The organism is uncultured Sphingobacterium sp. (genome assembly GCF_964277905.1).
GTDB classification, from domain to species: domain Bacteria; phylum Bacteroidota; class Bacteroidia; order Sphingobacteriales; family Sphingobacteriaceae; genus Sphingobacterium; species Sphingobacterium siyangense.
In genome coordinates this window covers 567,154-593,076 of record NZ_CAXYKD010000048.1, presented here as the reverse complement: position 1 = coordinate 593,076, position 25,923 = coordinate 567,154, and the positions used below count along the sequence as shown (strand labels likewise).

At 36.3% G+C, this 25,923-nt stretch carries 20 protein-coding genes; 8 read left to right on the top strand and 12 right to left on the bottom strand.

What is annotated here, in order from left to right; genetic code table 11:
* Positions 1-12: 12 nt before the first annotated feature.
* The gene (locus tag ACHWSC_RS24240; protein ID WP_394678499.1) at positions 13-3,468 is read right to left on the bottom strand and encodes a SusC/RagA family TonB-linked outer membrane protein; all 3,456 of its coding nucleotides are present in this window, start codon (positions 3,466-3,468) and stop codon (positions 13-15) included.
* A gap of 17 nt (positions 3,469-3,485) precedes the next feature.
* The gene (locus ACHWSC_RS24235; RefSeq protein WP_394678498.1) at positions 3,486-3,860 is read right to left on the bottom strand and encodes a hypothetical protein; all 375 of its coding nucleotides are present in this window, start codon (positions 3,858-3,860) and stop codon (positions 3,486-3,488) included.
* Positions 3,861-4,837: 977 nt separating this feature from the next.
* Between ACHWSC_RS24235 and ACHWSC_RS24230 the strand changes: the two genes are divergently transcribed.
* From ACHWSC_RS24230 to ACHWSC_RS24205, 6 genes are read left to right on the top strand one after another with little or no spacing between them, the layout of a single operon-like run.
* Positions 4,838-5,323, top strand: coding sequence for a hypothetical protein (locus tag ACHWSC_RS24230; RefSeq protein WP_394678497.1), 486 nt, complete (start codon positions 4,838-4,840; stop codon positions 5,321-5,323).
* A 38-nt stretch (positions 5,324-5,361) separates the two neighbouring features.
* Entirely contained in the window at positions 5,362-5,604 is a 243-nt protein-coding gene (locus ACHWSC_RS24225) for a hypothetical protein (protein WP_394678496.1), read from the top strand.
* 23 nt (positions 5,605-5,627) lie between these two features.
* Positions 5,628-6,026 (top strand): (deoxy)nucleoside triphosphate pyrophosphohydrolase, encoded by a 399-nt coding sequence (locus tag ACHWSC_RS24220; protein ID WP_394678495.1) that lies wholly within the window; start codon positions 5,628-5,630, stop codon positions 6,024-6,026.
* Between the two features lie 45 nt (positions 6,027-6,071).
* A complete protein-coding gene (locus tag ACHWSC_RS24215) occupies positions 6,072-7,292 on the top strand; it encodes an HNH endonuclease (protein ID WP_394678494.1) in 1,221 nt (406 codons plus the stop codon).
* Between the two features lies 1 nt (position 7,293).
* A complete protein-coding gene (locus tag ACHWSC_RS24210) occupies positions 7,294-8,916 on the top strand; it encodes a TIGR02391 family protein (protein ID WP_394678493.1) in 1,623 nt (540 codons plus the stop codon).
* 12 nt (positions 8,917-8,928) lie between these two features.
* On the top strand, positions 8,929-10,593 hold the full coding sequence (locus ACHWSC_RS24205) for a hypothetical protein (protein ID WP_394678492.1): 1,665 nt from the start codon (positions 8,929-8,931) through the stop codon (positions 10,591-10,593).
* Between the two features lie 51 nt (positions 10,594-10,644).
* Here ACHWSC_RS24205 and ACHWSC_RS24200 read toward each other — a convergent pair whose 3' ends face one another.
* The 3 genes from ACHWSC_RS24200 to ACHWSC_RS24190 are packed head-to-tail and all read right to left on the bottom strand — an operon-like array spanning position 10,645 to position 16,328.
* Complete coding sequence (locus tag ACHWSC_RS24200) at positions 10,645-12,372, bottom strand: response regulator receiver domain (protein ID WP_394678491.1); 1,728 nt, start codon at positions 12,370-12,372, stop codon at positions 10,645-10,647.
* Positions 12,365-15,271 (bottom strand): ATP-binding protein, encoded by a 2,907-nt coding sequence (locus tag ACHWSC_RS24195; RefSeq protein ID WP_394678490.1) that lies wholly within the window; start codon positions 15,269-15,271, stop codon positions 12,365-12,367. The genes ACHWSC_RS24200 and ACHWSC_RS24195 overlap by 8 nt, the downstream gene beginning before the upstream one ends.
* A complete protein-coding gene (locus tag ACHWSC_RS24190; protein WP_394678489.1) occupies positions 15,261-16,328 on the bottom strand; it encodes a DNA cytosine methyltransferase in 1,068 nt (355 codons plus the stop codon). Before ACHWSC_RS24190 ends, ACHWSC_RS24195 begins: the two co-directional genes overlap by 11 nt.
* A 168-nt stretch (positions 16,329-16,496) precedes the next feature.
* On the opposite strand from ACHWSC_RS24190, the gene ACHWSC_RS24185 reads away from it, so the two are divergent.
* Positions 16,497-16,979 carry a very short patch repair endonuclease gene (locus tag ACHWSC_RS24185; RefSeq protein ID WP_394678488.1) on the top strand — a complete coding sequence of 161 codons (483 nt, stop codon included), beginning with the start codon at positions 16,497-16,499 and terminating at the stop codon, positions 16,977-16,979.
* Between the two features lie 8 nt (positions 16,980-16,987).
* On the opposite strand, the gene ACHWSC_RS24180 is transcribed toward ACHWSC_RS24185, so the two are convergent.
* Both ACHWSC_RS24180 and ACHWSC_RS24175 read right to left on the bottom strand, forming a co-directional pair.
* The gene (locus ACHWSC_RS24180; RefSeq protein ID WP_394678487.1) at positions 16,988-17,944 is read right to left on the bottom strand and encodes an HNH endonuclease; all 957 of its coding nucleotides are present in this window, start codon (positions 17,942-17,944) and stop codon (positions 16,988-16,990) included.
* A gap of 41 nt (positions 17,945-17,985) precedes the next feature.
* Positions 17,986-18,192 (bottom strand): hypothetical protein, encoded by a 207-nt coding sequence (locus tag ACHWSC_RS24175; RefSeq protein WP_394678486.1) that lies wholly within the window; start codon positions 18,190-18,192, stop codon positions 17,986-17,988.
* A 237-nt stretch (positions 18,193-18,429) separates the two neighbouring features.
* On the opposite strand from ACHWSC_RS24175, the gene ACHWSC_RS24170 reads away from it, so the two are divergent.
* Positions 18,430-18,822: a hypothetical protein gene (locus ACHWSC_RS24170; RefSeq protein WP_394678485.1), complete on the top strand. Its 393-nt coding sequence runs from the start codon at positions 18,430-18,432 to the stop codon at positions 18,820-18,822.
* Between the two features lie 100 nt (positions 18,823-18,922).
* Here ACHWSC_RS24170 and ACHWSC_RS24165 read toward each other — a convergent pair whose 3' ends face one another.
* The 5 genes from ACHWSC_RS24165 to ACHWSC_RS24145 form a co-directional block, all read right to left on the bottom strand.
* Entirely contained in the window at positions 18,923-20,560 is a 1,638-nt protein-coding gene (locus tag ACHWSC_RS24165) for a S8 family peptidase (protein ID WP_394678484.1), read from the bottom strand.
* A 24-nt stretch (positions 20,561-20,584) separates the two neighbouring features.
* Positions 20,585-22,672 (bottom strand): CHAT domain-containing protein, encoded by a 2,088-nt coding sequence (locus ACHWSC_RS24160; RefSeq protein ID WP_394678483.1) that lies wholly within the window; start codon positions 22,670-22,672, stop codon positions 20,585-20,587.
* Between the two features lie 255 nt (positions 22,673-22,927).
* The gene (locus ACHWSC_RS24155) at positions 22,928-23,515 is read right to left on the bottom strand and encodes a hypothetical protein (RefSeq protein ID WP_394678482.1); all 588 of its coding nucleotides are present in this window, start codon (positions 23,513-23,515) and stop codon (positions 22,928-22,930) included.
* A 20-nt stretch (positions 23,516-23,535) separates the two neighbouring features.
* Positions 23,536-24,615, bottom strand: coding sequence for a hypothetical protein (locus tag ACHWSC_RS24150; RefSeq protein WP_394678481.1), 1,080 nt, complete (start codon positions 24,613-24,615; stop codon positions 23,536-23,538).
* Between the two features lie 499 nt (positions 24,616-25,114).
* Complete coding sequence (locus ACHWSC_RS24145; RefSeq protein WP_394678480.1) at positions 25,115-25,885, bottom strand: helix-turn-helix transcriptional regulator; 771 nt, start codon at positions 25,883-25,885, stop codon at positions 25,115-25,117.
* Positions 25,886-25,923 lie beyond the last annotated feature (38 nt).

Here is a 25,923-nt window from a genome sequence, read left to right as displayed (position 1 = left end):
CAGTGTTAATTCTTAAAATTGAATTCGGGCACCTAGTGAGTAACTCCGCGGTACGGGATAAGCTCCCCAATAGTCGTTCACCTCAGGATCAAGCCCCCATTTATTCTTGCGCCAAATAATACCGATGTTATCGACATAACCATAAAGCTCCAGTTTAAATGGTTTAAAAGTAAACCTGTAAGACAAGGAGATATCCTGAAAACGAATATGATCACCCGGTAACACCAAGGCTTCCGAGTTTTGATAAAAAGTATTCCGATTTACATTAAGAGGATAAACAAGCGACGGCATTGACGTTTTATCATTGGGATGCGTAGGGTCAAAGGCAAGCAGATAGTCGGCATTCGGATCAGCGAATACTTCCGTTAAATTTGTGCTACTACTTTTCTTACGGAAAAAGAAACCTGCTTTAAATAGCACGTTAGCTGAAAGCGACCAGTTCCCGTAGGAGAAGTTATTACGCAAAGAACCAAAAGAAGTCGGTCGACTGCTTCCATGATAGATCACATTATCCATGGTATTACTTGCGATGATACCCGTATAATCTTTACTAATTTCACCATTCAGATAGCCTTGGGGATCGCCGTTTTCATTGAGTCCTGCGGAACGGTAGCTGTAAACACCGTATAGTGAATTGCCCTCTTTGATGTATAATCCATAACGAGCAGAACCGCTGATGGAGGCAGAATTTGACACGAGATATTGCGTCGGATAATCTTCACTAAAAGATTGCACGCGATCCTTTAAGAGGCTCCATAACAGCACTGTATTCCAACCAAAATTTCCTTTGACGTTCGTTGTATTGATCTGAATATCCATTCCCCTATTCCTTACCGCCGCGGCATTTCCTTTGTAACTTTCGAATCCTGTGGACGGCCGCAGAAGCACTTCCTCGATCAGGTCCATGCCGTCCTTCTGAAATAATTCTACTGAACCGGAAATCCGATTGTTTTTAGATGCAAACTCTAACGCTAAATTGACGTTACGAACCCGTTCCCAACGCAATGAAGGATTGGGCGGATTTTGGATTGTAGCCTGTCTAAAACCATTGACTGCGTTGCGATTGAAACTGGCGATCAAGTATGCAGCCTGATTATAGGAGTTGCCATTAAATCCATACGTAAAACGAAGTTTGAGCGTCGGCAAAAAGCTCAGTTTATAAAAGTTTTCTTTGGAAATATCATAAAGCAGACCTACTGACCAGAGTGGCACAAATTTATCATTTGACTTTACGCCATAGAGATTTGCGCCGTCCTTTCGTGCGGATGCCGAAATAGTATAACGTCCTCGATATTGATATGCCCCGTTAAAAAAATAAGAAATAAAGCGTTGGGAGGTCAGGCCAATGTTGCCGATACCATCATCTATCAGCTGCGACCCCAATCCTGCAGGGTTAACAGGATAGTATTGATTGAAATTGAGATTTCCAGAAATCGTGCCTGTTTCCTTATCATAACCATAGTAACGCCCTGTATTCGAGCTGACTGTAGAAGATTTTATCTCCGTACCTAAAAGCGCATCAAGATGATGTATATCCGACCACGATTTGGTTACAGCGGCATTCAAGCGAAAATTATAAGCTTCCATCCGATCGTGGCTATAGTCGAGTATATCCGCATCAGGAATGGGATAAGTCATGGTTGTTCCATTCACCTGAGTAAAGCGATTGACAAGGTTTCGCACATAATAGCTATTTCTATTTTTCACATCCTCATAATCACCCTGCTGCCGTTCGTACTGAAACAAAGAAGACATAGAGAGCCATTCCAAGGGTTGATAATTCAATTGTCCCTTTAAAATGGTGTTTAGTCTTTTCAGGCCAGTATCTTTCAGGGCTTTCTCTTCCAATGGGCGAAGTGACCAATCTTTGAATCCCTTCGCTTCCACGTTCTTTAAGTATGCCTCTCTATAAGGCCCCGGAACACTGGCCGGGCTTCCATCCTCCTGCACTAAAGAAATGTAAGGAATTGAAGCACTATAGCTGTAGCCATACGACTGCTTGGTATGCGCTACCCATATCGATGGCGAAAAAGAAAGGTTGGATAATATTTTGAACTGTGGAGCTAAGGTCATTGTCCAACGTTGAAGGTTTGCACGCTGTACTGTTTCCCTATTATCATCATAGCCTAAAGAAAAGTAAGCATTTGATTTAGGCCCACCCGACCTGATATTAAGTGCATACTGGCTTTTCCTTGAAGTTTGATAGAAATATTTAGCTGTTTCATCGCGGGCATCCCTCCGTGCAAACTGACTCTCCATTAATTGGAGATCATTGTCTGTCAGATTACCCGAGCGATGGCTGTTTAGCAATTCTACGTATGGGCTCACAACGGGGTAAGTGCTTGTATTGGAAAACATATCGTCATAGAAGCCTTTATCGAATAACTGTTTCTCGACAACCATAAATTGCGTACTGGGAATAAAACTTCGGCTATACTTGAAATTTGGACGCAATCCTATTATTGTGGCCGTATTAAAATCCACTTTTGTTTTTTCGTTAAAAGCGGCTTTTTTAGTTGAGATAACAATAACGCCATTTCCCGATCGGGCACCCCAGATGGATGCGGCAGCGGCGTCACGTAAGACGGTAATACTTTCTACATCGTTTGGATTGATCTGATCCAAGCCCCCCTCAAAAGGAAAATTATCCAATATAATTAGGGGATCGGCACTTACCTTATCATCAATCGTTGATCTTCCACGAATTGATAGGCCCGTTTGCTCGTTTGGAGGAAGCATGCCACCCGATCCACCCGAAGAGCGGTTAAAATTTACACCGCTTGTTACCCCTTCGAGCCGATCGAGGATGTTTGTACTTACTCTCCTATTTAAAAGCTTACTATCCACCTGCACAAAACTTCCCGTCGCCCGCTCCTTAGGGATCTTTTGGTAACCCGTAGAAACTACTTCCACCTCATCCAATTGATTCTCTATCGGTATCAATTTTACTTGCAATGATACCCCAACAACATAAGGAAGTTCTAATCGCCTGAAACCCATGTGGGAGAATGAAACTGTGCCTTTAGGATTGGAAACTGGCAATGAAAAGGAACCGTCATTTTTGGACGAAGCCCTACCTTTTTCACCTTGCACTTGGATGGATACTCCTTGGATAGGTTTTCCGTCAATGGATGATACAAGGGTACCGCTGACGGCTAACAACCCTTCCGCCCCGCTGTCCTTGCGGGGCGTCTGAGCTGATAAACTAAACATATGAAAACTGAACATCATAAGGAACAGGATTAGAATTGTCCTTATGCTAAACATTCCCTTTACGCTCTTTGGCATCGGCACAGGGGTACATGCCGACATCATCTGCCTCAAGCTATATACAATACAATCGAAGGGGTGCTTTTTACCCCATGCGTATTGCATTTTTTTTAAATTATTATTTTCGGCATTCTTAATAGATGCCTGATATGCTACCTTATCCAATAAGGCAGACATCAGATTTGACCTGTGTTTCATCTACTTATTGTTAAAGATTATTCTGCTATGCGTCCAAAAAACTCGTGTATCCTCTTGGTGATCTCCAGCTCATCCAAACTACTTAATGTAGTCTCCGCTTCTGAAATATCTATTTTACTGATATCCATAAAGTCTTTATGGATATGGAAGTAAGCTATCAACAGCGCCATCAAATCGACAGCAAATACCTGTTTGTGGCAGATTTCCAGCACATTCTCATCTGGTGATCGGCCAGCCGCTTTTTTCAATAACAAATTGATCGTATTCTGAATGGTATTGATGTCATACTTATTCCAAAATTCGATGATCTTTTTAATCGGATCATAAGCAGGTTCATGTACTTGATATATGGCTAGCTCTAGGGAGAGCACATTTGAATATTTTTGATTCATTTTTAAGGTTCATAAAGATGACTTAGCTATGTCCTATCCTTTTTAATTGGACGTAGCTTCCCCCATTGCAAAAAATTGCATTCCAAAGAGGTGTCATTGCAGGGAATTTTAGATCCTTGCAGGTTTCACAAATTAAGAATTGACAAAATCCCGAAAAGCGCCCCGAGACGGTTACAAAGCATTGATTAGGGGGACATTATGGCGCATCCTGTCGGGAAAGATAAAAAACCGATCTGTAAGCAATAGAAAACTATGCTTAAATTCCTTTGATTTGTTTGGAACAATAAATTTTAAATGCTAATTTTAAGTTGTTGACGCTTGAATAAAGCAACTAAATTTATTATTAACCTGATCTAAAGGGAATGTTGTAAAAACAGACAGATCGGAAAACCTTGAACAAGGGAGTACTTATTGTATCCTATCGGCACATAAAAAATTGGCGATAGCAGCCCTCTCCTATTTTGGTTTTTAATGATTTAATAAACTATTCGGGCGCGCGGATAGCATTCTTTATGGGAATAGTTGTGCAAACCAAGGACTGCGATCCTGGATCGTGTCTCGGTGGTTCATTTTGGTGGTTTTAACTCGTTTCATCATAATTTTAAAAGTTTATGAAACGATGACACTCAAAAAGCTTCAAGAACTCAAATTGGTATAAAAACCAATAGGTCGTCTTCCATGCTTTTGCTCGTGGCTCCGCCAGAAGCCTCCTCTTAAACTTACTCGAAGTTCAAAGAGTTACCCACAAAAGTCTGACAGGAAGACGCCCACTGGATATATACAAAGGTATAAAAATCCAGCACATAGGGCGACTTCAAGGTCAACTCGCGGGTAAATCTGGCGGATTTCGAACGAGTGACATCGTTGATAAAGGTTTCCCTTTATGCTATGTCGCATATAACTATGAAACAAATATAAGTAAATAATATGACTTTAAAAAGTAAAAACAACCAAAAGTCACATAAAAAGAATATAACATGGCAACTTTATTAGGAGAATATTTAAAGAATTTAGGTGTTGTGAAAGAGAAAGTTAGACAATTGGCGGGCATACTGAAGCCAAGAATGAACGACTTAAACAATAAGCTCACATCAAAATCTTCTCCAGAAGAATTTTATAAAATAGTTTACTTCGCAATCAAATTATCAGGCAATGACGATGGTGAATTTAAAAATGCGATTGAAGCTATTTATCCAAATAGATCAAGAGGCAATCTTTTAGAAAATTTCCAGCATCTGCCCAATGAGATTAGATTTCTAAAAATGCATACACTTAAGCAAAATGAAGTCGAAGAAAAGATTGGTATGGCAGATAACAAAATAGGTAAGCTAGTAAATGAGAAGACTAAAGATCTATTAGCCGTTGAACTAATCTGCTTCATCGAAGGCCTAGGTTTAGATGTATTAAAAACATTTAAAGAAATCTATGGTGATATAGTTTTGCCCTCTGATTCGGGAGATTAAATCTGAGAACAATCACCTAATAAAAACAACCAAAAATCATGAACCTATTATTTATTGGTACGCAAGAAATACTTATTCTCGTCCCTCTAGTTTACGGTGTCTTCATCCTAGCTATATTTTACGGATTGTACAAGGTATTGTCCATCCTCCAAAATCGTAGTCTAACGGCAAATCGTCAACATACTGCCTCCCTACTCATACAGACCGATGTATTGAAGGAAATCGCTGCTGCTATCAGAGAATCGAACGACAAAAACGGGACACTATCAGAGACATTATAATTATGATATAACGAAAAATTTACATGGATAAAATCAAAGTCGTATGTGGTATAATTTACAAAGATGATCGTGTCCTTATCTGCAGACGCAAAGCCAGTAAATCCTTAGGCGGTTATTGGGAATTTCCCGGAGGCAAGGTGGAAGAAAATGAAACTTACGAAGAGTCTTTAAAACGTGAACTTCTTGAAGAACTCGGTCTCGAAGTGACTATCGACAGTCACTTTTTGGATAATACGCATCAATATGAAACTGCTAATATTGAACTAATCTCTTTTAAGTGTTCGACAGAGCAATCGGAGATAAAGCAAGTTGATCACGATCGAACGGAATGGGTGCTCATCTCTTCCCTTTTGGACTGGCAGCTTGCTCCTGCTGATATTCCTATAGCTAAATCCTTGATGAACACTTATCGCTGTTTGTAAAAATTTCAGTCTGATTTATTCCTCTACGAAACATCATATTGTGATATGAAATATATACTACCAAACATAATCAAAGTTTTAGAAGAAGCAACATCTCCTTTAACCGCTAAAGAGATAGAGAACCAATTAAAAACTAATAATATTTTCCGTCCTATCGATAATGAAAACTACATTACGCAACAACAAATAAGACGAGCTATCGGAGATAAAAAGAATGATAAAATTGAAACGATAGAATCAGCCCCTTTAACTTTTCAGTTGAAAAAACATGATAGTCAGCTATGGGTACTAAAAACTGTACCCGAAGAAGATAAAGCATCCCAAACTGATGATTATCAAGACAGCTTGAAAGAATACTATAACTATGACAATTTTGTAGCTAATTCTCAACGGATAAAAGCAGGTGATCAGGCTATCATTATTGACAAGAAAATGATTCTTGGATTCGTCAGTATTAGCAGTATTTACAGCGTAAAAGGAGGCAAAACCATAAGAAGATGTCCGGAATGTCCTAGCACCACCATAGATAAAAGAAAAACAAAAAAACCAATATACAGATGCAACAAAGGTCATGAATTTAATGAACCAATCGAAGAACTAAAATCTGTAACAAAATATAAGGCAAACTTTGACCATTTTGTTTCTTCCAACCAGTTCAACAATGACTTGCAGCAACTACGTCCATTTTATAGCAGTGGTTACAACCAAAACATGTCAATGCAAAGGCTGGATTATAAAGCTTTGGATTTATTCCCCGACTTTGACATGTCGTGGGACGACGATGAAGAACATTACAACTCTATCCCCTTAATGCCCTATCAAAGCTATACCGAGGAAGACGAAGAAGAATATAAGATTTCCGATGAGGATGAAAGAGAAATTACAGAGCGTGGAATTAAGTTAAGAAGAGGACAACAAAAATTCAGGGATTCCCTTTTAAAAAGATATAATAATACCTGCATAATAACAGGATGCAAAATCGTGGATATCTTGGAAGCAGCACATATAAGACCATACAGAGTGAAAAATGATAACCATCCTTCAAATGGATTATTGTTAAGGGCAGATATACATACTCTATTTGATCTAAACTTAATTGCTATTGATCCAAATACGATGACAGTTCACTTTCATCCTAAAGTAAAAGATGAATACTCCCAGTTTGATGGTTTCATTTTATTTAACGACACATTAAATAAACCTAATAAAGAGGCTTTGGCTTTACATTTCAGTATTTTTAAATCAATTATCCTTAAAAACCTGTAATATGGAAAACGAATTAAAGTTAAAATTTGAACCCAATACTATTGAACATTTAGGTGTGAAAATGTATTCCCACATTCCGCCAGCAATAGCTGAACTTGTCGCTAATTCCTATGATGCTTGTGCGAAATTGGTTCACGTCAAGCTTTACAATAATCCTCAGAAGAGAATAGTAATAGAAGACAATGGGATCGGCATGTCGTTTAATGAGATAAATAACAATTTTCTACGAATCGGAAGGAATAGAAGAAAAGAAAATCAAATTAATAATTGTAGTAGAAATCCAACGGGGAAAAAAGGTCTAGGTAAACTCGCCCTATTTGGCTTGGGAAATACCGTCGAAATATCTACGACACAGGATCACGTCGAAGTATCCTTTACAATGAATTATGATCAAATATTAAATTCTGATGGAGAATACAAACCAGCTTTTGAGATAAAAAAAGCAGAAAAAGCTTTCGGCACAACAATCACACTCAAAGAACTCAAACATAAATCAACCTTCTCCTTAAGTTCTTATAGTTCAAGCTTAGCAAGGTTGTTCAACTTCAGAGCGGATGACTTCGAGCTTCTAATTTCTCTTGACGACAAACAAACCATAAAAATTGACAATAAACTCAAATATGAAAATATAACTCCAGAATTTGAATGGTCTAAAGAAGATATATTAAAAATATCTAATGAACCATATGAATACAAAGGAAGTATAAGAGGAAATATCACAACGACAGAAAAACCGATTAAACCAGAGCTAAGAGGAGTAACCTTATTCGCTAATGGAAGAATGATCAACTCTCCAGAGTTTTTTGGTAAAGCAGAATCCAGTCACTTCTATTCTTATACAACTGGATGGCTAGATGTAGACTTCGTAGATGATTGGCCAGAAGATGTTATTTCAACAAACAGACAATCTATTGATTGGGAAAATGAAAAATCATTAGCATTAAAAAAGTTCCTTCATAATATCTTAACCGCCATCGAAAAGGACTGGAGAAACAAACGGTCGGAGAAAAAAGAAAAGAAAGTACAGGAAAATACAGGAATCAATATAATCAACTGGAAAAAGACTCTCCCAGTATTTATATCAACTCAGGTTGACACAATAATTAGTAAGATGAATGATTCAGAATTAAGCAGCTCAGATCAAGTGTCTTTACTAAACGCGGTGCACAATATTGCTCCAGAATATCCTTTACTACACTGGAGGCACTTACATCTTGAAATAAAGTCAGCTGCTAGAATAGATTATGAAAGACAAGATTACTACCGGGCATTCGTCGAAGCAGTAAAAAGGTATATCAATAAGGTCCGGGAAAAATCAAAAAGCACAATTCAAAGCGATTCAGGAATGATGGGAACAGAATTCGGTCATCAAAAAATTCTTCAAGTAGCAGCTAGCTATAATAAACCTAATGGCGACAAATTTCATGCAGATACCTACAAGTGTATTGAAGATGGTCAAAAGTATTTATCCATGGGGATAGTATCTGGAGCCAGAAATCCTATTTCTCATGAAGAAATAGTGGACCTACGTGACTCTGGCCTTTTTTCTGAAAAAGATTGTTTAGATATGCTTAGTTTATTGTCTCATTTGTTCAAGCGGTTGGAGGATGCGCCTAACACCTAAAAAAATCCTATCATGCCGGTAAACAAGTTACAAAGCCTTTTATTGCTTGAAGCAAAAAGAATCGAAAATAGTACAAATGCAAATCACCTAACGTCTGTCATTCAGATTATAAAAACGATTGATTACCAATATCAATTTAATTTTGGTTTTGAATATCTTGGTGCAATTCAAAAATTAGGAAAATACGAATACGGGTGGGGTTATGCCTTTTCATTATTTTACAAAAAATATGCTGGTGAGTTAAAATCGAAAAATGTCTTAAAGAAAAATATTATTGATTGGGCCGATTCTGTAGTTTATCTTGCTGGTGGTATTGAACTTTGTAATCAGGCTTTGAATTTCGAGAAGGCTGGTTTAATGAGTATTTCGTTAGAAAATGACAATAGCTTTAGATTTACCAAATTATTCGAAAATGATCACGAAAAATATGAATTATTAAGTCTGCAATATAACCATTACAAAAAAAATATAAAATTTGAAGAGCGCTTGCAACTAGTGGAAAAAGAAACTCCCAAAGTTCGAAGCGAATTAATCAAGTATGTAAAAATATGTAAAAAAAATGGAATTACTTACGACTTACCAACTCGATTATCAGCATTCTACACAGAGTCAGCTTTTCTACTCGTAAATAGCACCTTTACACTTGATGACTTTGAAGAAGATGACAAGTTTGGTGACATCACATATAAAGATTTTATCGATTTTGTCTATTACGTGCAAAAAATAGGCATTGTACACAGGGACTGTTGTGTTGCATTAACCAACAACAACAGCACAATCTCAATGCGTAAAGTTCTGACGCAGATTTTAGATCAACGAGACATTATAAATCAATATTGTATAACAACAGGATTTCCTATTCAAAAAGTGATGAAAATAGTGGACTGTTTTACTCTTAATGAAAACAACATAGGAACACATTTAGGATATCCAAAACCAATCCCTGCTCCCTTTATCAAAATCAAAGGTGATAAATTAATCGTCTCTACTTATGGATGTTTAAAAAATCCAGTGTATTTTTTAAACCGGGAATTAAAGAGAAGATATCCAGAAGACTTTTTTAATGCTGTAAATAATAGAGAAATTAGATTTCGTAATCAGCTATATGAAATATTTAATCAGGATAATTTTATAAAAATATACGAGAATGTCATACTAAAAGCTCCAAATGGTAAAATTCTAACAGACATTGACGCTATCGTATATGACAAAAATTCCAATAGTTTAGGACTTTTTCAATTAAAATGGCAAGACAATTTTACCACGAACATTAAAGAACGACGAAGCAGAATATCAAACCTCATTGCCAAATCAATTGAATGGATTGACAAAGTGGATGGATGGATTAAAACTGAATCTCATAATAACATATTGAAGGTTTTAAAAATAAATGGTGAAAAATCCATCTCTAAAGTTCATCTATTTGTAATATCTAGAAACCATATGCATTTTACCAATACAGAACTTGATGATCGAGCTATATGGGCGTCTTGGTTTCAGGTAGAGGAAGCCGCAGATACCGTGTTTGTTGTACCTTCTGATGACCCAATTTTAGATTTCATCAATAAAATAGAAAAGCTGTCTCCCCAAAAAAGGCCTCTACCACCAGACAGTAAAATCGTGTACACAAATAATCAAACTATAGAACTGTCTAAATTTAAGGTAATAATTGGTTAACAGTAGTCAAACCAGAATAGTACTTGTTCCGGGCCAAGAACTATTCTAGTTCTATTTAATTTTAACAAAATCTACCCCAACTCTTGATGGATGACCAAATGCATGATTAGCAATCCGTTGAGCATAGTCAGTTCTCAATGTTGAAACATACTCTAAAACATAACTATTTAAGTTATGATCATATTGTTCCTTCTTCAGTTTATTAGTAATATCCCATACCACTATTTTTTCATCTATAATTTTATTGTTTTCTACATTATAAACTTTTGGTTTAATATATAAAGGTCTATATAAGATATCGCTAATTTTACCTAAATTTAATTTATATAGATCTATAATTCTATTTAATTCAATAATATCTCTTTTCAATTTTAGTATATCATCTTCAGAATTAGAAAGTGATCCTTGTTTTATGCTTTTCAAGTTTGGGTTACTAATATTTCCCCAATAAACTGCTTTTCCGTTATCTAAAAAGCTTAAAAAAGCTGTATCTCCTAATTTCAAAGCTGTTTCTATATCAGTAAATTCTGTTCCTTTAACAAAATAATAATTATGATCAATATCATTTGGGTACAAACAATCACACAAAGCCGTAATACACAAATGATAGTTTCCATTCAAATCTTTAAATACATCGCCAAAGTTTAAGTTAGGAATATCGTCAGGATGCAAACTCTTAACTTTAACTGAATTATAAAAAACGTTAAGATTAAATAACGCTTCGTGAGTAGGCTCCTTTTGTATTAACTCTCTGGTTTTAAAGTCTAAAAATTCACTTTTTAGAAGCTCCAGTTTAGCAGTTCGAAGTTTTAAAGTTGCTTGTTCTAATAATAACTTTTTTATAATTGTACCAAACGCTTTATCATTACCTAAATGATTTCTAAACTGAAATAATGCTTCGGTAGATGATTTTAGAATAGAATTATCAATAAAACTTTCATTTTCGTTAAAAACAGATTGCATTTCTAGTCCTAACAGCTGAAAAAAACTTCCTTCATTTGTGATGACGATATCAGATATCCTTTTCACTAATTTTTCGTAATCCGCATCATCTGTAAAATCTTTTTTTAAAGTTAATACAAAGGTATTATTAATCATAAACGAATTCTCGCCTGTGTTTAAAACTTCGTATTTAGCAAATTGGTTATCAATAAAAAACCTATCTATCTCTAATGAGATATAAATTAAACGCACTAAATATAATATCGATTTGTCCTTATTTTCTACAATCGGAAACGTTTCGCTATTAATGTAATTTTCCTCCGCAAATTTTAAAATTTCTTTTTCATCTTTATTAATTACATTTTTCAAATCTTGCGGTTCAAGATTCGAATAAGTATCTTGTATAGATTCAAATTGCTCTCTAGATAAGCCAGAAAAGTATGTATCCAAAAACATAGGTACTTCATCAAAATTTCGCGAATTTGAGTATACACAACAAAAATTAATATTAGGTGAACTAACCGCCTTATGTAAAAGATTCAATGAATACTCTACGCCAGATGAACCATCTAACTCCCAATCTAATAAAATTAAATCTTTACCTTTAAATAGATATTCAATAGTTTTTGGCTCAGTAATATTGGACTTTACAAATCTATGTACAGTCAAGTTTTTTCCGTGACTTTTAAAAGTATTGTATAAATCTTTAGAAAGTTTCTCTTCGGCAAAAGCATTCACATCTGTTGTTTCAGAATAGAAATCCTTTGCTTTCTCATCAATAAAAACAGCGTTATTAATTGATTTGTCTAAAATTTGAAATGCTTTTTGGCTATACATCCCCTATATTAATTTGGTTAATGATGAAGCAGGCTCCACCTAAATAATTGTATTTTTTTTCGTTAGTAGCATAAATATCTAAACCAGCTTCATTTAAGCTTTGCTTCGATAAATAGAGTCCTATTCCTCTCCCATTGGGCCGTTGTGAATAAAATAATTCGAAGATCTTTTCTAGTCTATAATCGGGTATTTTTTCACCTGAATTAGCGATCACAATTTCGTTAGTTTCTAAGATATAATCAAGCCCAATAACACGACTCTCTTTATTACGCATCCAGTATATAGCATTATTTATGACGTTGATGAATACAGTATGAATAACAGGCTCTTTAACGTAAATAATATGTTTCTTAAAAGATTCTGTAACATCAAAACTTATGTCATACTCAGAAATCTGGTTTTCAAAAAATTGTAACAAATAGTTATAAATGGCATAGCATTCAACCTCTTTATTCAATGCACCTGAAATTCGATACAAAGGTGACAATAATGCATACTTATCTTCCAACTGTTTAAAGTTCTTCCCAAGGAATACAAACTCTTTAATAGATGAAATGTCATTATAGTCAGCAAGTAGTTTAAGCTGATTATTTATCTTGGCGTATAGTTGATTGAACTCATGATCTATAATTTCAACCGCAATTCCCAACTGAGCCGTATCCCTAGTTTGCTCCCATTGATACTTCATTTGATCATATTGAGCTTTGTAAGCACCTTGGACTTGTTCCTCATTAATATCAAAGGATAGACGATAGATGTGTTCTACTAAAGGGAATAACGTTGACTGAGCTTGAGCCAACAAGGAAGAATACAAATTTTCAACTTCTGAAGAAAACACCAAGACCTGATCTTTTACGAGTATTTGATTAATTATGCTCTCTTTATTTTCAGATAAAGCATTAATTAACCGTCGAGAACGTTCTTTATATTCTCTAATCAAATCATCAACTTTATTTTCTAAAACAACTCGACTTGTAGTAAGTTCTTTTTCTAGCGATGAAATATAAGAATTATACCTTTTCGTAAAATCAATCTTAAGGTCTCTTATTTCTAATTTATCTTGAGCCTTTCTATTAACTAATTCTCTTTTTGGTGTTACTAAATTTATATAATTATTTAGACGATCTTCAAATTTATAAAGTCTTTCTTTCTGAGTTTCCGTCGGCTTATACCTTTTCGGTACTTTGGGAATTAAATTTTTAAGATCAATATCCAACTTCTGAAGCTCATCTAAAATTTGCTCTACCTCAGAATATGTAACACCAATACTCGTTAGCTTATCGTCCAATTCGCTCAACAAACGTTCATATCTAGCTTGATGTTCCTCTAGCTTTTTAGGATATTCATTCAAAGATTTAGTAAATGCTATTTTTTCGGCTTTTTCCCTCGCTTTATCAGCTTTTAGAGCTTCATGTTGATCGTTTAATTCTTTCTTTTTATTTAAAAATAATGACTCCTTTGCTTCAGTTGCGAAATAATCTTGGGCCAATGTTACAAAAAAATTGATAGCATCGCTAGTAAAGGCACGATACTGTGCATTGTTTATTAATCCTTCCCTACTAGATTTATCTTTAAGATTTGGATTTCGTTCTCTTGTGACATCTAAATAACCATACATCCGTCTGTATGAAAAATAATAAGAGCCTGCTCTTTTAGATCTCCTTTGTTCAAATCCTAAAAAATCTGCATTTTCACGTCCGTAAGGTAAAACTCGAAAATCATCTCTAAATACGTAAAGGCCACCATACTCAGCGACCTTACTCTTCAATGCTGCGAACTGCATTTCTGTAAGAGCTGATGATTTCTCCTCTCCTTGAGAATATCCTAATTCTATGGGAACTTTGCCATAGAAGCTTCTTCTATCCTTTTTTCTAGGATTAGTGTAGTAATACTCAACGACTTCGTCATACATTCTTATACTTCCTTGAAAAGTACCGTTTCCGTCGAACTCACCTTTTATGTAAACGTCTGCCAAATCGAAATCCGATCTATTAAAAAAATTACCCCTAGAGTTTAAAAGGTCAAAAGATTCTTGCTCAGCGTTAATTAAAAAAGTGCTATTAACATGAAAATCAACCCCTTTAAAAGGATTCACAAAGCCAGTTAAACTTGAAATTACAAATTTTCGGTCTTCCAAACCATCATCATCTTTTTCAGATAAATCAATGATTTGATCAATTGGATTAAAAGTCAAAAAAATAGTACCAGTATTATACTTTGATTTTTCAAACCATTTGACAGCAAAATCTAATATAGGTTCCTCGATAAGAGTCTTAGTAGTTTCATTAATTATCTGATCACGTAATTCTTTTTGATTATTCTCCCATATTGGCTGTCCATCTAAATTAAACTCTTTGTCGAAATTCTTCAAAAACTCATCCTTTAAGGTTCTAAAGACACGAGGAAGTTCCTCTAAATCATCCATTGGTCGAGTAGGAATAATCACATCGTCTAAAAATAGATTATAGTTCTCTAGCAAACGCCAATCAAAGTAAACAGCTTGCAATGGGTACCCAATTTTCTTTGTCAACATTAACATTGGATTCCCGACAAAAGCAATTGATAATCGGCCTATCCCTTTTTCGCCAGCCTTAACACGAGGTTTCTTCCACAACGTTTCTTCCGATTCGATTTCTAATTCTGCTCTAGATTTAGAATCAGTCCCCAAAACCAACCACTTATCTAAAATATCTGAGCTGGACATTCCCTTCCCATCATCTGAAATGAGAAAATAATCATTCTCTAATCCTCGATATTCTTTTTTAAATAATTCGGCGTTTAGATTATCAGCATAAGCATCATAACCATTTTTCCACAATTCCGTAATTGCGGTTGGTAAGTCTGCTATTTGCCCTTTTCCTAATAAATCGACAGCTCTTGCTTTAGTTCTAAATTGCATTGTGGTTATAAATAATAGCTTTGCCAACAGCTTTAGCATACGTTGGAGGAACGGCATTACCGATCATTCTAGCGGTTGTAGCAATACTTTTCGTCATAAAGATATAATTTTTAGGAAAAGATTGCAATACCGCCCCCTCTCTTAAAGAAATTGCCCGATCTTCCTCGGGATGAGCAAATCGGCCATTAGAAATACTAAAAAATTTTGTTGTAATTGTTGGCGCTGGTTTGTCCCACCACATTCGCCCATATATATCCCTAAATATGTCCTCTCTTCCATAGTGACAAGGGGCCGCAAGTTTTTTATCAAAAACGTATGACATGCGAGTTCCACCACTTTTTGCTGTCAAAGCTAATCGTTCTAAATTTAGTTTATTTAGCCCAGCCACAGTATGCATAAATTTGGATGCGTCTTTATTCCCAGGTGGTACTTTAGGAAATCCATTATGCTCGCCAATTACATCTTGTACTCTGAGTTTATCTCCTATTTTCGGTATCGGTTTAAGTTCTATATCGGATACTCTATTAGCAATTAAAGTAAATCTTCTTCTATGTTGTGGCACCCCATAATTACTAACTTCATGTACCTCTGCATGAACTCTGTACCTATGATTTTCCAACCATACAATAAAATCCTCTAACCCACTCTCTCCTTTTCTTCGCAATACTCCAGGTACATTTTCGACAACTACATATCCGGGATTAAAATATTCTACAAAACGGCGAAACTCTTTCAATAAATCTTTCGACTTCGTTGATTTACTTTTATCCGTTTTAATAATACTCCAAAACTGACAGGGGCTACACCCAATTAACAGTAAGTTGTCGTCATTTCTTCTTAATTTAAGAGTTTTTTCCAAATCGGTTTCTTTCAATTTGAAAACGTCCCTATGAAGGAATTTAGAACCTTTAATATTTGCCTCATATGTATCCTTACAGGTTATGTCAAAGTCAATCCCAGCTATAACCTCTATACCAGCCTGTTGCATACCGCAGCTCATACCTCCTCCCGAACAGAAGAAATCAACAGCTTTAATATGTCTCTCGTTTCCAGTCACTTAAAAAAAATAATATTAATATCCAAAAAAGTTTGTAGCGCTAATATCCAGATTTTTTTTCGAACAAAAAAACGGGCTTAATTTGAAAATGCTAAATTCCATTTTATTTTTTTGATTTTACATCAGAATATTTTAATCACTACATTTAATATTTTTTAACTTTAGGCAATGGTTAACTACGATGACAAAAACGATAGAATTCATGTTCCTCGTTTTGAGGAAGCGGCGGGGTTTTATACTACGCCAAAGCGAAGTTACAACATGTCAAAAATCAGGAATCGTAACTCCAAACCCGAGCTCATTCTAAGAAAAGCACTATGGTCAAAAAATATCCGTTTCCGTCTTCATGATAAGTCCCTGCCAGGAACTCCTGATATTGTGATCAAAAAATATAAACTTGCGCTATTTGTCGATGGTGAATTCTGGCATGGATTCGACTGGAAAAACAATAAAGAGCGCATTAAATCCAACCGCCTTTTCTGGATTCCTAAGATCGAGCGCAACATGCAGAAAGATATACGCGTCAATAAAGCTCTGCGGGACATGGATTACGTCGTATTCAGGTTCTGGACACAGGACATCCTGAAAAACCTGCCAACAGTTATAAATCAGATAGAGCTATTCTTGGAAACCAGAAAACTCTGGAAATAGCAATATCATCATTTGAAAACATTCTCCCGATGCCAGGCTAAGTTTTCCTGCGATGGATAATAGCGTTGTAGTTCAGGAGCTAAAATTGGCTTTCCTTTTAGTTTTGATAGACTATAAGGATGGTCCGCTAATTCGTCGATATGCGCTGAAACCATAATGGTGTAATTTTCATCTATACTAACCAGCCCCCTATCAAATGCGCGATGCAGATTCGGACATAGCGCTATACCATTCGTTACCTTGTCGTCATGCGTAATTGCAAAAGGAATGATATGGCACGCATCAATAAAATTGTACTTAAAAGTAGACCGCATCCGCATTCCTGTCATAGCACAGGTGTCCTGATAGAGCTGCGGGATATAGCGTTTGAACAACCCCGATCTGACAAACACATCTTCCTCTGTCTGAATAGAAATATGTTTGTACTGTGTCTCGGGCTCGTTCAGCACCATAGACTGTACTTCATGGTAAAAGCCGTCATTCAGTTCCTTATGAAAATAGTATGCTTGCCGCTCCTCCGGAAAGTACGTAAGAAGTAGCTGATCTCGAACTGCTGCCCGGTCTAACGGATCACTAAGTAAAACTGCTAGTCTATCGTCGAACGATCCATATGCGACGACTTCGGAAAGTGTCTTTACACTTTTGATATGCGCATTGATCTGAAACCCGGGATTGGGATATAGATACCAGAAATTTACGTTTGCTGCCTTATCGGACTGTAGATAATAGAAAGGTTGGGTAAAGTCTGGTTGATGCGCAGAGCGCACCAGCAAGCGCCAGTTCTCCTGAAATAGTCCAACAAGATCAACATTAACTTCAAAGCGATTGTTGATCACGAGACCCTTTTCGATCAGTTCAACCAAAGTTATGAGCAGGATCGGTTTATGTGGTGCCAATCCATACTTGGTGCTGCCCCTATTTATTCGGGCAAAAGCGTGGAGATAAGTTTGCAGATCCTCATTCATATCGAAGCAAAATAGAAAATCATTTCTATATAATCAAGCCGTCAGGATCTCGAAAACCTGATTTCTAGATTTGGATACCGCCGTTTCATCGATTGAACAGCAAATTCCCTGTTCTCAAACTTCCCCTCATCCCATTTCCAAAAAATTGGATATAGCTTTTCCTTGGGATCAATGAGCACTCGCCAAGCTTCAAACCGCCTGCCGTAGGTCTCTCTAAAAATTTCGATATGTTCTTTGAATTCGGTCATACTGCTATTTTTTCAAACAAAAAGCCCCCCTTGTTAACCGTCAAGGGAGGCAATGTTAGCTAGATGTCCGCTTTGGCTAAATGTTTACCGGCTTTGGGCTTCGATCTAAATCAAAGGTCGCAAGATTATTTGATATAACAGTTGTTCATTTCTTCTAAAATGTTGTTCAAAAATTCACTACTGTTGATAATTTTCATTCCGGAACAGCGTTTGTGGCATTCACACTAAATGACTGTCATGAAAAATTTAAATGAAAAGTTCACACACTTCAGGTATAAGGAACATCCTGGAGATTTATTCCGTGGTACAGTGATTGTACCACTACCCGATCCTTATAAAGACCAGGAAAATTTTTGGATTTGGTTTCACCCTTGTTTTCAAACAAGTCAGGATGTAGCAGACTTAAATGATCTTTACAAGTATCTGGATGATGAATGGTTTGATGACGATGTAATGGAAACTGACGATTATAAGTACTATAGCACAATGCCCAAAGATCAAATCCGAGATGAAATAAAATCACTCGAACAGGTAATCTATCAGGATTGCTTCGAAAACTTTTATCATCTTATTTTGGAAGGGAAAATTGAATTGCTAACCAGCCGCCTCAAAAAGATTTATGTAGGATAACTCACAATTAAGATCGTACCGCCCGCGGATAAGAAAAGCAAAAAGAGGCTATCCTTTTGAGACAGCCTCATTTTTACAGTTATTATCGTTCAATATTATCTTACTCCAATTTATTGATTATTCGGTCAGCCGCACTCTTTAGCGCTTGTGAAGCACGAGGATTTTCACGAATCAGCGCAGCAAATTCAATACGTTGCTCATTACTAAGCTCGGAAATATCATCTGTATCAGGATTATCAATAAGACGCTGAATTTCGGGATCAGATAACGCCAATTGCATAAGCTCAGCTTCCAGCATCTCTTCATTTGTTGCTACTCCCGACCTGAGCCCTAAAATCAAACGGATAAAAGGCAAAAAGACCGTATCTTTCTTTTCTTTTTTATTTCTTAGAAATCCAACTTCTGGAACAGGAACTTTTAAGGCTTCCGCAGCCTGAAGTATACCATTCCCAAAGTAGTATTCATAGGATCCCTCAAATTTATCCATCTTTTTTAGTGCTGTCGAAAACAGCGCATTTCGAATAGACTCCACGATCATATAGCGATCTGGAAGACTTTCCAACGCTTCATAATGTTTACAATAATATAGTGCTGCAGCAGACGCGATCTGTGGTGTTGCAGAAGAAGTACCGTTACCTCGGATACCGAAAAGATCTTTTTTCTTCCATATTGCCCAAGGGACATTTGGTGTAAATGCAGCAATGGCAGTCCTCATGAGTGATTTAGGACCATGATTGCCTTCCATTAAAGAAAAACTTCCCTCTCCATCTGGCTTTGCGTAGGGAGAATAATCATAAGTAGCTCCACATGCTGCTACAACGCGATTAAACCTCGCCGGAAAGACAAGTCTACGTGTAGGAAGTTTATTGTAATTATTTCCCGCTGCAGTAACAATGAATACACCTTGGTCATAGGCTTTATTCACAAGGTCTGCCCATGCTTTGGATGCTAATCCACCCATGCTCATAGTCACAACATGAACTCTTGTTTCTTCTTTGCTATTTAATTCGTTGACAATATAATCGAGCGCTTTAACAAAACTTGAAGATTTAAAGAGCACGACAGATTTCGCGATCCTAATCGGTATAATTTCAATAGCTTCGCTGAGACCAATATAGTCGTCAAACGTACCTATTCCGGCAATTGGCATTTTGCGTCCTGCCAAAATACTCAATGTACCTGTACCGTGACCTGGATTTTTCAACATGCCTTCTGTGAATCGATCTCTCGCATCGAAAAGATCTTCCCCATCAACAAAATTCCTACTTAATGATATATTAACAAGTTCTTTTGGAAAGGAATCGTGATCTTCATCGTAGCCCGTATCAAGATGTACTATTCTAATTTTAGCCTTCTTAGGCAAAGCATAGACCGCATCTCTAGCAGCTTTTAGTTGGGAATAGTTTCCCGCCAAATGCCATACATTTTTTGATTCCTTTGGGAATGGCCATTCGGCAATAAATTCATCATATTTTACTCCATCAATTTCATTTTCATCGGCCAACGATTCTGTTGGAATCTGTAAACTCACATTTACGTCAGGTTCAGCGAACGCTATATTATCATCCTTATCAAATACAGCATGTGCCTGGTCCCACTCATTAGACTGTGGATCCCCAGAGTCCAAAAACTCTACAACTGTATCACTACCAGTGGCAATTGCCTTCACCCCATCGATGTTTCTCGTCCTCATAATTTCAGGAGAAACTTTAAATTGAACAATTAATTGATTGTGCATAATATGTGGATAATAGGTTAAAAATTATGAACTTTTACAACGGGCAAATGGATCGGCATAAAGAGTATAGGCCAGCCAAGTAGGGTTACCTTCTTCTTTAATAGCTAACCGCGCCTGACGAAACGCTTGACCAATAGTCATTCCGGTCGATAATAAACGATAAAATGAAATGGCAAATTTCATGGCACTTTCATCATGAATCGACCAATATGCACCAATAAATGCGCTCGCATTATTATCTATAAATTGCTTTGGCCAACCATTCAACCCTGTAAGACCCATTCCGCCTTTCCCTGCTTGGCATGCATTAAAAAAAACAATGGGATTAGATTTTCCTAAATTTTTCAATCCAGTAATATCATACGCACTAATGGGCTCGTTGCTCTCCAAAAGAATCGAATAATGATCAACATTTGTGGTATTAGCATCTGTCCCATGTCCTGAAAAATGCCAGGCACTAAATCCTCCTCTTTCGAAACTATCGACAACATCCCTATAATTAGCAGGTATTAAACTAAGTTTACCATCTCCTACGATTTTCTGAATTTCATTTTTTTCTTTTTCCACTAAAGCGAGTCCTGAATCAGAAGGAAAAATACCCGCCATATTTTCTAAGCTTAGCGTTGAAGTAGTAAATGGTGTACTTTGAATCCAACGTGCAACATCATATTTTTCACAGAGAAAAAAGCTCTCACTATTTTTCCCTTCTTGTTCAGAATACAGATAACACAGTTCCCATGGAATCCATGGTTCGTCAGAATTGATAACGACAGTACTTACCCCATCTTTGATCTCCCAAAATAAAGTTCTTAATGGTTCAGGAATAAGCGATTTGTAAAGATTTGCTCCTTTTGCTTCCATTCTTTTAACTGCGGCAAGGCGCTGCTCTTTTGAGTCCAAAGGAATACGATCTATACCGTTGAAAAAATCCAAGAAATACGCCGCTGGATCGCTCTGCTGAAAATAGGGTGTTTCAAAAGTTTTATAACATATATCCAATTCTTCCTTTGGCGAAAAGAGTAAATATTTTAATTTGAATCTACCGTTTTCGAAACACTCGTTTATGAATAATGTTAGATCTGGGCTTGTTAGAGCTGAAGGAGATATTTTTCCGGAAGACACTTCGATATTAGAAACAATATCTGCATCCTCTTTGTCGATCAAAACGGTGTAAACCTCACGAAAAATCGGCCGTCCGTCATGTAGCACCATCACACTAAATTTACCTTCACCTATAGTCTTCGAAAGAAATTTAAAAATGAATGGTTTATTAATATTTTCGGAATTAACTTTTAAAGATTGAAAGCTTGTTCCTTCAATATCTAGCCCCGATATTGCGTTCACAAAAATATCAATCACCCAATCGTCAGCTAACATTACGTCGCCTATACCTCCGGGTGTTTCAACCTGATCTAAAATAAAAGCTACATCAAAAACAGCACCTAATAATAGTTCACTTGGGTACTCAATTTGAATGTCATAGGCTTTGGTCTCAGGTTTGCTTTCAGACGGTATGTTATCAGCATCAGTAATTTTTTCTCTTATTTGTCCATAAATATTGTCTATTCTGGCGCCCCCACTTTTAAACCCACCACCACCACCGAGACTATCAAAGAAAATAGTATCTTCTGTATCGTATTTTCCCAATATTGAATCTAATCCCAGGTACTCGTTCTTTCTATATGTCCGCCAAATATCTAAAATATGGTCTCGCTTCTGAAGATGATCATACTGAACGGGAACCCAGGTTTTGAGAAGAGATGTGATTTGTTCATCATTTAATCTAATCGCGTTATCTGGATTTTTTTTATCCTCGTTGAAGAAATCTTTAATAGATTGATCGGAAGGAATCCAAATTAACTCGAGCATTTCCCCCGCAGCGTAATCAACAAATTCGTTGACAGTGGCGTTGATTTTATCGCTATCCCATATTGTAAAGAGTTCTAAAATTTTCTCCGTATTGAAAAAAAACAGATGTCCAAGCTCATATTCTATAATAGGAATATCAGCACTATTCATCAACAATTTATAAAGAGAGTTCGCTGATTCAGCTTCGTCTACAGTATAAAATTTATGAACAGTAAAAAAATCTTTAAGTTGATCCTGTTTCATGGTTAATCTAAATGGCTACTATAAATATATAAAAATAACTTGTAAATCAATTCATTTAATATTTGGTTACATTAAACTTGATCAAAGTAGCGCAAACTAATTTGCCAAGTTTATTAAAACAGAGTTTATGATCATATTCTTAAAATACAGGTGCTTTAATACGAACAGAAGATAAAGGCGGTAATAAATATTTAAACCGCCTTTACTGGTTAAAATTACACTAATACTTTGTGATGCATATCCTTTAAATCCTTCCTAATCCATAAAAATATGAGTTACTGATTCCTTTTTGCGGATACAATCACCAAAGAATGTCGTCAGCAAAGTCAATTCCTCAGGTGATATCAGTTTCATTACTTTGAAAATGAAATGTCCTTCAATATTTGCTGTTTTAGTGTCGACGACTACGCCGAGGACCTTGATCTCTCTTGACTTTCCATAAGCGTTGATTTCAAAATGAGAATTTGTAGTGGTAATTTTAGAATAATAATCAAAAAAATACTTCCGGACCCAGTTGAGCTCATCCTTTGTTTTTTCATTATTTTGTTCCGAGTCATATTTAAGCAGCTCATCGATATTTTCTGTTATCTTTTCCATCTTTTCAATATTTCCGTCCCTTGCCATAAGCATGGTCGAATAACCACTTTCTCCCCACTGGCTAGTCATGACAGGCATGTATTCGACAATAACATAACCTTTGTCTGCTTCGTAAATACCTTGAGCTGTTCTGTAATCATTTCCGCCTGCATAACAGTTGAAATGTGCACCCTCCCGCGAGGTTTCTGTGTTGATTTCCAAAACAAACTCGCTTTCGCCACTCGATTTAAATTTTATTGTAGCCATCTTCAAGCAATTTAAAGTAATTATAAACCTATCATTTTATTTATAGCGTCCTGACGTTCATTGTCAAATTTCTGTATTGCCTCATCAAATTTGAGTAAGGCCAAATTCCGGTTAGCGATTTGTGCATCAAGTTGAGTTTTCTGGCTTACATAGTCATTGTCTGTTTCAGGTACTTTATTAGCTTTCAGAATCAACAGAGCATCTGACAATTTTTTAATTTCAACATCATAATTATCAGCAAATTTTATTCTTTCTTCCAAAAGCTGTGTTCGGTAGCAATCAAACATCGCATTTGCAGGTTCTGCTAATTCCAGCTTCATTCTTTCCTTCATATTCCCTTGTTTTTCTGCTGCGTCTTCCTCTGCCGCCAAAGCAATCTTCTCCAGTTCTCCTGCTAGCTCCCTCCCTGCATCTTTTATAAACATAATTTTTATTGTAGGTAGGTTAAAGACAATCTCTTTAGTTTTCATCATGACTTCAGGGACACCAATAACAATTCGCTGCTCTTTGTTTGTAATCTCTGGAACTCCAAGTACAATCCGTGTCTCTCGGTTTTCCCATGTCGGCACATCAATGTAAGTCTTATCCCACCACCCGACCACTTGGGGTTGATCAAAACATACTTTACCAAATGGTGTTTTGTGACAGACGGTTTTCATCTCAACCTTTGTTTTCCAGATTGGAGGTCCTTCCACAGTCTTCATCACAAGCGTAGGTAAATCAAAGATGATATCAGTATTTTTCATGGTTACAGAAGGGACCTTGAAGATCCAATCTTGATTTTTCATAGCGATCTCCGGCAAATCAAAAGATATTTTGTGCTGTTGGCTACCTATTTCAATAGTGAAAAAACTACCAATCTGCCTACCGATCTGTCCTCCAGCAAGTCCCCCCACAGGACCACCTAGCACACCTCCAATTACTGTTCCCGCAACTGCACCAACACCCTGAGCAAGATCATTTTCATTTTTAAATTCATCGTTCAGTTTCTCGGTTCTAGCCTCTGTTTTTCTAGCGATCTCTGCTAGCTCCTCTTTCAGTTGTACCTGAATTTTTTCCATTGCTTCGTTAAAAGCATTCTGTTGATTTTGACAATCCATAATAATAGTTTTTAATTAAAAATATGACTACATAATGCGTATAAACAACCTAACTACTGTCTTCGGTAAGGTGTGAGATGCATTCTTAAAGTTGAATGCGCGAACTGTTCATTAGCTAATAAGTAATATTGTGCAAAAAATTGATCGGAAATATAATATAGGTATTCACCAACATCACGCATGATAAGGCAATAAAATAAGAGTAAATTAAGAGTTATGGCAGACTTCATAATACTCAGTTTATAGGTTATTAGCTTATAGTCAAGCTACAAAAATTATTAAATCTCTAAAAACTAAATTCTAATTAATTTTCAAATTGAAGTAGATCACCTATCATTTTCTCTTTGTGTCGCTCACTAAACATCATCTTTGCAATTGTTTTCATCGCTAATTTTTCAGTTAAATAGTAAAGCGAACTTACCTATTTGATAAATAAAGGTAAATACCACAAATGGGGTATTTTTTAAATATTGAGCTTTCTCAAGCATGTAAACAACTTTTACAACAGCCCCAATTCTGTTGCCTTTTTAATTAAACTTGCAACGCAATGACAGCCTATTTTTCGGAATAAATTTTTACGATGTGTTCTACAGGTATTGGTTGTGATACCCATATTTTCGGCAATTTTTTCACTCGAAAATCCTTTGGCAATGTATCGTAAAATTTCGCACTCCCTTATAGTAATTTTCATAACTGGGGAGCTAAGCATTTTGCTGTCGTTTATGAGTATCTGATGGAATTCATTATTTCCTCGGATTCCCATCACAGTTACAATATGATTATTGACGTTGGTAATATGTTCTATATCCGTATGAATATTGAGGCTTTTGACCATTCGGAATTTACTGTCCACTACAATAGAAATAGACTGGTGATGAAATAATCGGTATGTGCCGTTAGCCACACGCATACGAAAACAATAGCAACATTTCAACGATTGAATATGCTGAATGCCGACACTAAGAATATGCCGATGTGCCGCTTCCTCTGCCCGAATCACAAAACTCATATCATCTGGATGAACCAATTCGACTATTTCATTTAATGTTTTAGGCATATCAGCTAGAGCATGTGTTTTGAGAATATTCGGATGCTGGTTTGAAATCGCCTGACCAAGTATATCAATGGTATAGTAATAATAATTGCCTGTGAATAGAAAATCTGCTACTAGGTCTACTAAACTGAGCTGCTGTTCAACTCCTTTTTCAGGAGAAAATAGCTCAGGGTAATTGTCCCATGAAGTCGCCAGTTGGTTTTCCTTATTTTCCATGATCTTAATGCTTATTTTTTCCGATAGAATTAAAGGTT

Coding starts and splice junctions, on each gene's coding strand:
- ACHWSC_RS24240 (WP_394678499.1), bottom strand. CDS start 3,468: ATGAAACACAGGTCAAATCTGATGTCTGCCTTATTGGATAAGGTAGCA.
- ACHWSC_RS24235 (WP_394678498.1), bottom strand. CDS start 3,860: ATGAATCAAAAATATTCAAATGTGCTCTCCCTAGAGCTAGCCATATAT.
- ACHWSC_RS24230 (WP_394678497.1), top strand. CDS start 4,838: ATGGCAACTTTATTAGGAGAATATTTAAAGAATTTAGGTGTTGTGAAA.
- ACHWSC_RS24225 (WP_394678496.1), top strand. CDS start 5,362: ATGAACCTATTATTTATTGGTACGCAAGAAATACTTATTCTCGTCCCT.
- ACHWSC_RS24220 (WP_394678495.1), top strand. CDS start 5,628: ATGGATAAAATCAAAGTCGTATGTGGTATAATTTACAAAGATGATCGT.
- ACHWSC_RS24215 (WP_394678494.1), top strand. CDS start 6,072: ATGAAATATATACTACCAAACATAATCAAAGTTTTAGAAGAAGCAACA.
- ACHWSC_RS24210 (WP_394678493.1), top strand. CDS start 7,294: ATGGAAAACGAATTAAAGTTAAAATTTGAACCCAATACTATTGAACAT.
- ACHWSC_RS24205 (WP_394678492.1), top strand. CDS start 8,929: ATGCCGGTAAACAAGTTACAAAGCCTTTTATTGCTTGAAGCAAAAAGA.
- ACHWSC_RS24200 (WP_394678491.1), bottom strand. CDS start 12,372: ATGTATAGCCAAAAAGCATTTCAAATTTTAGACAAATCAATTAATAAC.
- ACHWSC_RS24195 (WP_394678490.1), bottom strand. CDS start 15,271: ATGCAATTTAGAACTAAAGCAAGAGCTGTCGATTTATTAGGAAAAGGG.
- ACHWSC_RS24185 (WP_394678488.1), top strand. CDS start 16,497: ATGGTTAACTACGATGACAAAAACGATAGAATTCATGTTCCTCGTTTT.
- ACHWSC_RS24180 (WP_394678487.1), bottom strand. CDS start 17,944: ATGAATGAGGATCTGCAAACTTATCTCCACGCTTTTGCCCGAATAAAT.
- ACHWSC_RS24175 (WP_394678486.1), bottom strand. CDS start 18,192: ATGACCGAATTCAAAGAACATATCGAAATTTTTAGAGAGACCTACGGC.
- ACHWSC_RS24170 (WP_394678485.1), top strand. CDS start 18,430: ATGAAAAATTTAAATGAAAAGTTCACACACTTCAGGTATAAGGAACAT.
- ACHWSC_RS24165 (WP_394678484.1), bottom strand. CDS start 20,560: ATGCACAATCAATTAATTGTTCAATTTAAAGTTTCTCCTGAAATTATG.
- ACHWSC_RS24160 (WP_394678483.1), bottom strand. CDS start 22,672: ATGAAACAGGATCAACTTAAAGATTTTTTTACTGTTCATAAATTTTAT.
- ACHWSC_RS24155 (WP_394678482.1), bottom strand. CDS start 23,515: ATGGCTACAATAAAATTTAAATCGAGTGGCGAAAGCGAGTTTGTTTTG.
- ACHWSC_RS24150 (WP_394678481.1), bottom strand. CDS start 24,615: ATGGATTGTCAAAATCAACAGAATGCTTTTAACGAAGCAATGGAAAAA.
- ACHWSC_RS24145 (WP_394678480.1), bottom strand. CDS start 25,885: ATGGAAAATAAGGAAAACCAACTGGCGACTTCATGGGACAATTACCCT.